At 62.8% G+C, this 10,529-nt stretch carries 9 protein-coding genes; all 9 read left to right on the plus strand.

Annotated elements, in window-relative coordinates:
- Window positions 1–42 precede the first annotated feature (42 nt).
- The gene (locus tag RIF85_RS02970; RefSeq protein ID WP_309070423.1) at window positions 43–978 is read left to right on the plus strand and encodes an FKBP-type peptidyl-prolyl cis-trans isomerase; all 936 of its coding nucleotides are present in this window, start codon (window positions 43–45) and stop codon (window positions 976–978) included.
- A 13-nt stretch (window positions 979–991) separates the two neighbouring features.
- Entirely contained in the window at window positions 992–1,387 is a 396-nt protein-coding gene (locus RIF85_RS02975) for an FKBP-type peptidyl-prolyl cis-trans isomerase (RefSeq protein ID WP_309070424.1), read from the plus strand.
- A 41-nt stretch (window positions 1,388–1,428) separates the two neighbouring features.
- Complete coding sequence (locus RIF85_RS02980) at window positions 1,429–3,465, plus strand: WYL domain-containing protein (protein WP_309070425.1); 2,037 nt, start codon at window positions 1,429–1,431, stop codon at window positions 3,463–3,465.
- 9 nt (window positions 3,466–3,474) lie between these two features.
- Entirely contained in the window at window positions 3,475–3,807 is a 333-nt protein-coding gene (locus RIF85_RS02985; RefSeq protein ID WP_309070426.1) for a hypothetical protein, read from the plus strand.
- 38 nt (window positions 3,808–3,845) lie between these two features.
- The gene (tatA, locus tag RIF85_RS02990; RefSeq protein ID WP_309070427.1) at window positions 3,846–4,133 is read left to right on the plus strand and encodes a Sec-independent protein translocase subunit TatA; all 288 of its coding nucleotides are present in this window, start codon (window positions 3,846–3,848) and stop codon (window positions 4,131–4,133) included.
- 5 nt (window positions 4,134–4,138) lie between these two features.
- Window positions 4,139–4,966: a twin-arginine translocase subunit TatC gene (gene tatC, locus RIF85_RS02995; RefSeq protein ID WP_309070428.1), complete on the plus strand. Its 828-nt coding sequence runs from the start codon at window positions 4,139–4,141 to the stop codon at window positions 4,964–4,966.
- Between the two features lie 50 nt (window positions 4,967–5,016).
- A complete protein-coding gene (locus tag RIF85_RS03000) occupies window positions 5,017–7,833 on the plus strand; it encodes a DEAD/DEAH box helicase (protein WP_309070429.1) in 2,817 nt (938 codons plus the stop codon).
- Window positions 7,830–9,488 carry an amidohydrolase gene (locus RIF85_RS03005; protein ID WP_309070430.1) on the plus strand — a complete coding sequence of 553 codons (1,659 nt, stop codon included), beginning with the start codon at window positions 7,830–7,832 and terminating at the stop codon, window positions 9,486–9,488. The genes RIF85_RS03000 and RIF85_RS03005 overlap by 4 nt, the downstream gene beginning before the upstream one ends.
- Window positions 9,489–10,011: 523 nt before the next feature.
- Window positions 10,012–10,529 (plus strand): polyprenol monophosphomannose synthase (locus RIF85_RS03010; RefSeq protein WP_309070431.1); only part of this gene is annotated, 518 nt, incomplete at its 3' end.

Raw genomic sequence — 10,529 nt, forward strand, 5'->3', positions numbered from 1 at the left:
GACCGCGGAACCGCGTTCTCCATCCCACTTGAAAGAAATACTGTGAGAAAAGTATTAGCATTCCTGCTGCCCGCGATGCTGTTCCTGACCGGCTGCGGCGGCGCAAGTACCCCGGCGGACTTTGAAGACGCCGGCAAGACGGCAGGCGCTGCCGAGACACTCGAATCCATCGAGGTCACAGATGCCGGGCCCGACGCCGCTCCAGAGGTTGAGTTCGACGCTCCGCTCGACATCACAGAGCAGGGGGCCCGTACCGTGACCGAAGGTGACGGCGCCGTCATCGAGGTCGGCCAGAACGTGAAAGTTCACGTCCTCTCCCTGAATCCTGAGGACGGCAGCCGAATTCAGGATTCGTACGAGGCAGGCGCCCCGCAAACGTTGCCGCTCGATGAAGAGCTCCAAGAGGTGTACCCGTCCCTCTATGAAGTAATGCTTGGATCCACGGTGGGTTCCCAGATTGCCTTCGCCATCCCCGCGGTTGAGGAACAGCCCCAGTCGCAGAAAGTTCTTCTCGTTCTGCAGGTGATCAGTGCAGAGAACCCGCCGAAGAAGCTCTCTTCCGAGGAAGTCGCCGAGCTCGAGGAAGCTGGTCAGCTTCCCACTGTGACACTCGACGGCGAAGGCGTGCCATCGATCGAGTTCCCGGAGAATGAGGCTCCGGCTGACCTCGTGGTCAAGGTCATCGAAGAGGGTACCGGCGAAGAGATCACGGAAGCTGACACCATCGCCGCCAATTACACCGGGTGGTCATGGCAGGGTGAGCAGTTCGATTCGAGTTTCGAACGCGGCGAGCCCTCGGAGTTCCCGCTCAGCGGTGTCATCCCCGGCTGGACCCAGGGACTGTCGGGGTTGAAGGCCGGTTCGAAGGTTCTGTTGGTGATTCCGTCCGAGATGGCTTACGGTGACCAGCCCCAGCAGGGACCGGCCGGACCGCTGGCCTTCTATGTAGAGATCGTTGAAAAAGTAGCCGCACAGTAGTAAAGGAGCCGCCATGTCGTTCGGACAGCGCGAATACGACCGCACCAAACCTGAGGTTGACTTCCCCGGAGACGACCTGCCCGAGGACCTTGTCATCAGGGACCTCATTGAGGGCACCGGCCGGGAGGCCCAGGCCGGGGACACTGTCTCCGCCCACTACGTCGGGGTAGCCTTCTCAACCGGGGAGGAGTTTGACTCCTCCTGGAACCGCGGTACGCCGCTGGATTTCCGCATCGGCGTCGGGCAGGTCATCCAGGGTTGGGACCAGGGAATTCCCGGTATGAAGGTCGGCGGTCGGCGCCGCCTCGAGATTCCGCCGCACCTTGCCTACGGTGACCGCGGTGCCGGCTCGGCGATCGCGCCGGGCGAATCCCTCATCTTCGTCGTGGACCTGATGGGCGTTCGCTAACACCATCAAAGGCCAGGGGCGGGCAGCAACTCTCATTCGGGATGCTTGCCCGCCCTTCGTCGTCGTTGGGTCCCGTCGAGAAGGGTATTCTTGCCACCGTGTCAGCGAAACGAACAGAGCGTCTGCTCACCCTGGTGATGCTGCTCCTGTCTACCCGGCGGGGCTGGACGAAGGAGGAGTTGTTTCGCGAGATTGAGCAGTACGAACAGGCTTCCACGCCGGCAGCGCGTGAGAAGCTGTTCGACCGGGACAAGGCGACGCTCCGTGAACAGGGCATCCCGCTTGAGTCGTTCACTGAAGACTCACTGTTCGAAAATGACAACACGTCAACCCGTTACCGGATAGATGCCGAAGACTACCGTCTCCCGGGCATGAGCTTCACGGCTGCAGAATCAGCAGCACTGACTATTGCTGCAGGAATGTGGGAAGAGGCCTCACTCGGATCAGCCGCCTCCCGCGCGCTACGGAAGCTGCAGGGCAGGGGAGTGGATGCGGAGCCTGTGCCCGCTTCCCCTATCGATGCACGGATCCGCACGAATGAACCGTTCTGGGATGAGCTCTGGCAGGCTACGAGCGGACGTCGGGTGATCCGGTTTGGATATCGTGCGGCAAGCACAGGCGAGGAGCGGGAACGCACAGTACAGCCATGGGGCATGGGAAGTAGGTTCGGGCACTGGTACCTCGTCGGATTCGACGTTGATCGTCAGGCAGAGCGCTGGTTCCGCCTAACGCGCATGACGACGCCGCCCGCCGTGCAGCCTGGGAGCTACACGGTACCTCCGGAATTCTCCATGTCCGCTTCCCTCGCCACCCTCGCCGCAGGACAGACAGGCCTGCACGCCACGGTCGCAGTCAGGACGGGAACCTGTCATATTCTCCGGGCTCGTCCGGGCGCTACGACAACTGAGCGGGGTGACGGGTGGGACACACTCGAATACACCTATACAGATCAAGCAACGGCAGCTGGGGAGATTGCGTCGTTCGGACAGAACGCGCAGGCTCTGTCCCCGCAGCCACTCGTGGCGGAAGTCCTGCGCCGGCTGGAGAGTGCTGCCCGGGCGCTCAGGGAAGCGCCGCCGACGTTCTCCTTCAGTGAAGACGCACCGCCCCGGTCCGCGGTGAGCCATGCCGTATCAACGGAGGACCGGCTACTACGACTGCTCGACCTCGTTCCATATCTCCTCAATCATCCGGGAGTGGAAGTGGCCGAGGCTGCCCGTGCCTTCGGTGTCTCACCGTCCCAGCTCATCCGGGACGTCGAACTGCTCTTTGTGAGCGGTCCACGTTTCTATCCGGACGGCCTGATCGACATCCACCTCGACGACGACCGGATTCACATCACTGATCCACAGTCGCTCGGTGACCCTATCCGTTTCGGACTGGACGAGGTGTGCGCCCTCCTGGTGGGCCTCGACACACTCATCAACCTGCCGGGGCTTCCCGATGACTCCGCGGTCCGGTCCGCGAGCGAGAAGCTGCGCAGCGGGGCAGGAGACGCCGCACGAATGAATGAGTCCATCGCCGCCCGAGTTACAGAGGATGAAGTAGCTCCCGTCCTCGCGACGGTGCGTGCCGGAATCGAGCAACGCAAACAACTTCACCTGCGGTACGTCGTGCCTGCCCGCGACGAGGTGACCGAAAGGAATGTGGAGCCCCTCAGGGCCTTCCTGCATGACGACATCTGGTATCTGGACGCCTGGTGTCACCGTGCCCGCGGACGGCGAAACTTCCGGTTGGACCGCATGCAGCAGGTCGATGTGACCGACCTGCCCGCCACAGCCGAGGCCGAGTCACCCCCTGTCATCTTTGACCCGTCCACTGCTGATCAAACGGTGGTTCTAGTACTTGGCGCCGGTGCCCGGTGGATTGCCCAGTCATATTCCGCTGTACGGACCGCCGAGACCAATGACGGCAGGCTTGCCGCGGAGATCCGCCTCAATACAACCGGACGGCTTCCCAGCCTGGTAGCCAGCCTCGGGGGTGAATGCACGGTGGTGATGCCCGGGGATGCTCGGAAGAATGCGCTCAGCTTCGTGGATGCTGCCCTGAACGTCTACGGGCAGCACGGCTCCAACTAGACTTGGAACATGGAATGGTGGACGTGGATTCTCTTGTGGCTGGCCCTTGCCGCGCTGGCACTGATCTTTCTGGGTTTCCTCGCATGGCGGATCTTCCGCGGCTTCACCGGTGTGATGGACGAGCTGGGGCGGGCGTCCGAGCTGCTTTCGCCTGACTCCGTTACGCACCTGGAATCCGGCTCCCGCCCTATACCCCTCGCCATCTTCGAAACTCCCGCCGCTGTGCGTGCTGAAAACTCCCGTGCAGCACGGCTCCGGCAGTGGCAGCGGCTTGAGCGCAGAGTACGACGGCGGTCCCTTCGAGGCCAGCCCCAGCGCCTGCGTGATTTACCGCACCTATGACCTAGACTTGAACCAGAATCACCGAGAGGACAATCGCCATGCAGATTCAGGGTTGGCACATACTTATCATCATCGTCATCGCGATCCTCCTGTTTGGTGCCCCCAAACTGCCGGGTCTGGCTCGCAGCGTCGGACAGTCGCTGAGGATCTTCAAGTCGGAAGTCCGGCAGATGAAGGAAGAGAACGGGTCGGACGATCCAGACGGATCTCCGGTCGAGGGACGCGTGGTGAACCAGCCGCGCCACGACGACACCTCGCACTCCCGCGATCCTCACCATGGGACCACCCGTTCCTCGGGCCCGGGTAACACTCCGTCCTCCAACTGAGCGCTATGGCGCGGGTGAAAGGGCGCAAAGCCAATCCTGAAGGGCGCATGGCGCTCAAGGAACACCTCATCGAGGCGCGCAATAGGCTGTTCAAGTCCGCGATTGCCGTGGTGGTGGGCACCGTCGTCGGGTTCTTCATCTACAACCCGGTGCTTGAGGCAATGTCCAAGCCGGTTCGTGACATCAACGAGATCGAGGGCCGCAATGCGGCGCTGAATTTCGACGGCGTTGGGTCGCCATTCGATCTGATGATCCAGATCTCGGTGTTTCTCGGCCTCGTCATTGCCAGTCCCGTCTGGCTGTATCAGTTATGGGCTTTCATCACGCCCGGGCTGAAGGTGAAAGAGCGCCGCATAGCCCTCGGTTTCATCGCCGTCGCCGTTCCGCTGTTCATTGCCGGTCTGGGGCTGGCTTGGTTGATACTTCCAAGCGCAGTACGGGTGTTGACCGATTTCACCCCTGAAGGCTTTGCAAACCTCATCACCGTTCCGGTGTACATAACCTTCCTTCTGCGGCTCATGCTCGCGTTCGGCATAGCCTTCCTCCTCCCGGTGGTGCTCTTCGGACTCAATCTCGTCGGCATCATCAAGGGCAAGCAGGTTCTGAAGTCCTGGCGCATCACTGTCTTCCTCATCTGCCTCTTCGCAGCAATGGCTGCGCCGGGCGGCGATGCCATGAGCATGTTCTATCTGGCCGTGCCGCTGCTGTTGCTTTTCTTTGTGGCAATCGCACTCTGCCTCATGAATGACAAGCGCCGCGACAAGCGAAACGCAGCCCGCGAGGCTGACATAGAGGCGAATGCCGACAGGGCATCGAGCATCGACGACCTCTAAGCCCTGCGCGGTTGCAGTAGCCTGACCTTCCGAGAGTCTAGGCTTGATCCATGACCTCCCCAGCCGAGCGGTATCAGGCAGCGCAGGCACGCAATCGATACGCGAGAACCCGACTCCACCAGTTCGAGCAAACCCTCGGTTTCGACCTCGACGAGTTCCAGCGGGAAGCCTGCACATCCCTTGAGGCCGGCAGGGGAGTGCTGGTCGCGGCGCCCACCGGTGCAGGGAAGACCGTCGTCGGTGAATTCGCCATCTTCATGGCGCTCAGCGATCATCTGAAGGCCTTCTACACCACACCCATCAAGGCACTCAGCAATCAGAAGTACGCTGAGCTGGCCGCTGTCCACGGCGCTGACCAGGTCGGTCTGTTGACCGGAGATACCAGCATCAATCCCGAAGCCCCCGTCGTCGTCATGACCACGGAAGTTCTCCGCAACATGCTGTACGCGGACTCCGACACACTCGCGGGTCTGGGCTACGTCGTCATGGACGAGGTGCACTATCTAGCTGACCGGTTCAGGGGTGCCGTATGGGAAGAAGTGATTATTCATCTGCCCACCGAGGTCAAGGTGGTTTCCCTGAGCGCGACGGTCTCCAACGCCGAGGAGTTCGGTGCGTGGCTCCATACCGTGCGGGGGGACACCGATGTTGTGGTCTCAGAGCACCGGCCCGTTCCGCTCTGGCAGCACGTGATGGTTGGCCAGCAACTGCTTGACCTGTTCGCCGGTGAAGTGGCCTTCGATGAAGCAGCAGCTGAAGGTTCGTCAAGCGGCGCCGAAGAAAAGTTCGCTGTCAACCCGGAACTGCTTGATCTCGCGACCACCGAAACGCGGCTTAACCAGAGGGCTCGTTGGGGCTCCGGCCCCAAGCGAGGACGCAATGGCCAAAGCCGGTACCAGCAACCGCAGACTGCCGTGCGGAGAGCGAGCCGCCCGCAGGTAATCGCCGCATTGGATCGGGAAGGCCTCCTGCCGGCGATCACCTTCATCTTCTCTCGCAACGGCTGTGAGGGTGCAGTCACCCAGTGTCTGGACGCCGGATTATGGCTGACGACGGAATACGAGCGCGGCATCATCAGTGACCGTATCGAGGAAGCAACCCTCGATATTCCCGAGGAAGACCTTGAAGTTCTCGGCTTCTGGTCCTGGCGGGAGGGTCTCATCCGGGGGTTCGCGGCGCACCACGCCGGAATGCTTCCCACCTTCAAGGAAGTGGTGGAGAAACTCTTCGAGGAGGGCCTCGTCAAGGCAGTCTTCGCAACAGAGACGCTGGCGCTCGGCGTCAATATGCCCGCCCGGTCGGTGGTCCTCGAGAAGCTCGACAAGTTCAACGGGGAAGCCCACGTGAACATCACGGCGGGGGAGTACACACAGCTCACCGGACGGGCAGGGCGACGCGGAATCGATGTGGAGGGTCACGCCGTCGTTCTGTGGCAGCCCGGCACGGACCCGGGCGCGGTCGCCGGTCTGGCTTCCCGCCGTACGTACCCGCTCAATTCCAGCTTCCGTCCCACCTACAACATGAGCATCAACCTCATCTCGCAGTTCGGGCAGCACCGGACCCGCGAGATTCTGGAAACCTCGTTCGCCCAATTCCAGGCAGATCGCTCCGTCGTGGGGCTCGCGCGTCAGGTGCGCACGCGTGAAGAATCCCTCAAGGGGTATGCAGACGCGATGACTTGCCACCTGGGCGATTTCCCGGAGTACTCGGCGATCCGGCGAGAGCTGTCCGACCTCGAGGCTGCGGCCTCGAAGGCCGGCGCCAGGAACCGGCGCAGCGCGGCCGCGGCGTCATTGGAAGCGCTTCGGCCCGGCGATGTCGTCGATATTCCCGCGGGGCGGGTAGCCGGCTACGCGGTCGTTCTCGCGGGGGACACGGCGCGCGATCCGCGTCCGACCGTTCTGACCCTCGAGAAGCACGTCCGGCGGCTGTCGGTGCAGGATCTCGATGGTCCGGTCGAGGTCCTGTCGCGTCTGCGGGTACCCAAGCAGTTCGATGCCCGCAAGCCGAAGGACCGCCGCGATCTCGCCGCGTCCCTTCGGAACTCGCTCAACGATCGGCGTCCACCCACCTCAAGGACACCGGTCGAATTTCAGACCGTCGGAAGCGAGCGGCAGGAGAAGGCCATTGCCGACCTGCGCCGTCGACTCCGCGCCCACCCCTGTCATGGTTGCAGCGACCGCGAAAACCATGCCCGCTGGGCTGAACGGTGGTGGAAGCTGCGGCGGGAGACGGACCGGATAGCCCAGCAGATCCAGGGCCGCACAAACACCATCGCGAAGACGTTCGACCGGGTATCCGAGGTTCTGCTCAGCTACGGCTATCTGCAGGAACACGAAGAGCAGGGCCTCGCGATTACTCCAGCCGGCCAGAAGCTTCGTCGGATCTACGGTGAAAAGGATCTCCTGATCGCACTGTCCCTCGAGAACGGTGCCTTCAATGACCTTGATGCCGCCGAGCTTGCCGCCCTTGCGTCGGCGCTCGTGTACCAGGCCAAGCGGGAGGAGCGCGGTCTGCGTCCACGCATGCCGTCCGTCTCGCTGGAGACGTCCGTTGATGTCGTGATCCGGCAATGGTCCCGCTTGACCGACCTTGAGGAGCAGTACCGCCTCACTGTTACGAGTGAACCGGACTTCGGCCTGATGTGGCCGATCTATAAATGGGCTCGCGGAAAAGGGCTGCAGAGCGCGTTGCAGGGAACCGATCTCGCGGCCGGCGATTTCGTGCGCTGGGCGAAGCAGATTATCGATCTCATCGACCAGCTCGCAAAGGTGCCCGACCTGCCTCCCGGCTTCCGCCGCCTCTGCATCAACTCGATCGACCTCATCCGGCGCGGCGTAGTCGCATACTCTGCCGTGACGGAATGAACACTCCCAACCCGAAAGTCGTACCTGTGCCAGCACAAGATCCCAAGCCCGTCCTGTACCGCAACGGCTCCGTCTACAGCGCCGCCGATCCCTTCGCCACCGCCATGCTGGTTACGGGCGACACGGTGGCGTGGGTCGGATCCGAGCACGCGGCGGCCGCGCTGGCTGACAGCAGCATGGACGTGATCGACCTACAGGGCGCGCTCATTGCCCCCGGCTTTGTCGACTCCCATGTGCACACCACCGAGACGGGATTGGCGCTCACCTCGCTCGACCTTACCGCGGTGAATAGTCTTGCCGAACTATTGGAGCTGGTAGCCGGCGCAGCCGCTGATACTACCGGAACGATTCTAGGCAACGGGTGGGACGAGTCGCGGTGGTCTGAGCGCCGGCCGCCCACGGCGGCAGAGCTCGAGAATGCGTCCGGCGGCCGGGATGTCTACCTCGTCCGCGCTGATGTGCACTCCGCTGTCGTCTCCGCGTCTTTGGCCGGGCGGCTCTCCCTGCAGGACCACGATGGGTGGGACGACGGTTTCGTTGTACGGGACGCCCACTTCGCAGTCCGGTCTGCGGTGCGGAATCTGAGCATCGGTGAAAGGGACAAGCTTCAGCGCGCGGCACTCGATCACGCGGCCGCGCACGGGATCGTTGCAGTCGTCGAGATGGCTGCTCCGCATATCGCCCCGCGCGAGGACGTCCTGGCGTTGCTCGAACGCGACGGTGCATACCCGGAAGTTCTCGCCTACTGGGGGCAAAGGGCCACCTCCGAGGAGGAGCTGCTCGGCATCCTCCAGGGCTTCGACGGTCGCATCCTGGGCCTCGGCGGCGACCTCAACGTCGACGGCTCCATCGGCTCGCACACTGCCCGCATGAGGGTTCCGTACGCTGATGCGCCGCACAGCTGCGGAAGCACTTTCATGCACGAGGACGACGTCGCCGCCCACCTCTCAGCAGCAACCTCGGCAGGATTGCAGGCGGGCTTCCACGTTATCGGCGACGAAGGACTGGACACTGTGATCGCCGGACTGGAGAAGACCGCAGTCATCCACGGGGTCGAAAAGGTCCGGGCTTCGCGGCACCGGCTGGAGCACGTCGAAATGGCCGATGATAATGCTATTCAGAAACTGGCCCATTTCGGAACAATTGTGAGCGCCCAGCCGGGATTCGACGCGCTGTGGGGTGCACCTGGCGGGCTGTACGAACAGCGCCTGGGCCCGGACAGGTACACGCCGATGAACAGGGTGGGCAGCCTACTGAGCCAGGGGGTGCCGGTGTGCCTTGGTTCTGACTCTCCCGTCACCCGCATGTCTCCCTGGCAGTCCGTCCGTGCGTGCATCGCGCATGCCAGCCCCGAGGAGCGGATTTCCGCCCGGGCGGCATTTCTTGCGCATACGCGAGCAGGCTGGCGTGCAGTAGGCGCGGAGAATCCGCTCCTCGGTCAGCTCGTTCCAGGAGCGCCCGCGTCCTATGCGGTGTGGGAGGTCGATGAGTTGATGGTCCAGACGCCGGACAGTCGGGTCCAGTCCTGGAGCACGGATCCGCGCGCCGGAACCCCGTTGCTTCCCGCTCTCGATTCCGCGAACGAGCCACGATGCCTGCAGACCATGCACAAGGGGGTCCAGCTCTTCGCTGACGACAGCCTTACCCATCGGTAACCTCGGTCCCGATCTGATCAACCCCGGCGGCCCACCGGGCGCTCCGCTGACCTGCACGAATACCTAAAACCGCACGTCAGGACGCTGTTGACACCTCCTCCACAGCCCGTAAGCTGTTAGATCTACGGGTCGTACTCTGGCATTCCGGATAGACCTGACCGAGCCACCGCATACTGCGACGCCAAAGGGGACGAAAGACGTGGATGTTAGGCTCTTTCGCGCGGTGGAAGGCTTGGTACTCACAAACGGGTAGGTTTGCACGTCAGTAGAAAACAGCGCCGATCAATTGATCACTGCTGGCCCGAAGGCGTGCAAGCCTACCCGCGAGCCCATCGTTGGCCCTTCCCATCCAAGTCGCTGGCCCTTCCCATCCTGGGCAGTGCCTTCAAGCTTCGCGGCCCTGGAGCCGCGCGGGAAGTCGGCGGATGAGGCGTGCAGTTGGCATCTGCCTATACTGGGAAGCCCGTCCCGGTTCACCGAGCTGCTGCGCGCCTGCGCACCTGCCCCATCGAAAGGTTCTTGAGTGCGCGTTGTTACGATCATTCCCACCTACAACGAGCGCCAATCACTTCCCCTGACTCTTGACCGGCTCCGGGCAGCCGTACCGCACTCCGACGTTCTCGTGGTGGACGACAACAGTCCTGACGGCACAGGGGAGCTGGCGGACGCGATAGCAGCGAACGATTCAGCCGTTCATGTCCTGCATCGGCAGGGCAAGGAGGGTCTCGGTGCCGCTTACATCGCCGGTTTCCGGTGGGCGCTTGACCGTGAATACGACGTTCTCGTCGAGATGGATGCCGACGGATCGCATCAGCCGGAGCAGCTTCCCTCGTTGCTCGATGCAGTCCCCGGTGCTCATCTTGTAATTGGCTCCCGATGGGTTCCGGGCGGCTCAGTTGTCAACTGGCCGTTCCATCGCAAGCTGCTCTCACGCGCCGGTAGCTTGTACTCGCGCACAATGCTTGGTCTGTCGGTGCGCGACATTACCGCCGGCTACCGTGCCTTCCGCCGTGAGACCCTTGAGAGCATTGACCTGTCCAC

This window comes from Arthrobacter sp., from assembly GCF_031179385.1.
In the GTDB taxonomy this organism is placed as follows: domain Bacteria; phylum Actinomycetota; class Actinomycetes; order Actinomycetales; family Micrococcaceae; genus Arthrobacter_D.

What these genes read in the sequence shown, in the direction of transcription:
- RIF85_RS03000 (WP_309070429.1), top strand. Translation starts at nt 5,017, where the DNA reads ATGACCTCCCCAGCCGAGCGGTATCAGGCAGCGCAGGCACGCAATCGA.
- RIF85_RS02975 (WP_309070424.1), top strand. Translation starts at nt 992, where the DNA reads ATGTCGTTCGGACAGCGCGAATACGACCGCACCAAACCTGAGGTTGAC.
- tatC (WP_309070428.1), top strand. Translation starts at nt 4,139, where the DNA reads ATGGCGCGGGTGAAAGGGCGCAAAGCCAATCCTGAAGGGCGCATGGCG.
- tatA (WP_309070427.1), top strand. Translation starts at nt 3,846, where the DNA reads ATGCAGATTCAGGGTTGGCACATACTTATCATCATCGTCATCGCGATC.
- RIF85_RS02980 (WP_309070425.1), top strand. Translation starts at nt 1,429, where the DNA reads ATGCTTGCCCGCCCTTCGTCGTCGTTGGGTCCCGTCGAGAAGGGTATT.
- RIF85_RS03005 (WP_309070430.1), top strand. Translation starts at nt 7,830, where the DNA reads ATGAACACTCCCAACCCGAAAGTCGTACCTGTGCCAGCACAAGATCCC.
- RIF85_RS02985 (WP_309070426.1), top strand. Translation starts at nt 3,475, where the DNA reads ATGGAATGGTGGACGTGGATTCTCTTGTGGCTGGCCCTTGCCGCGCTG.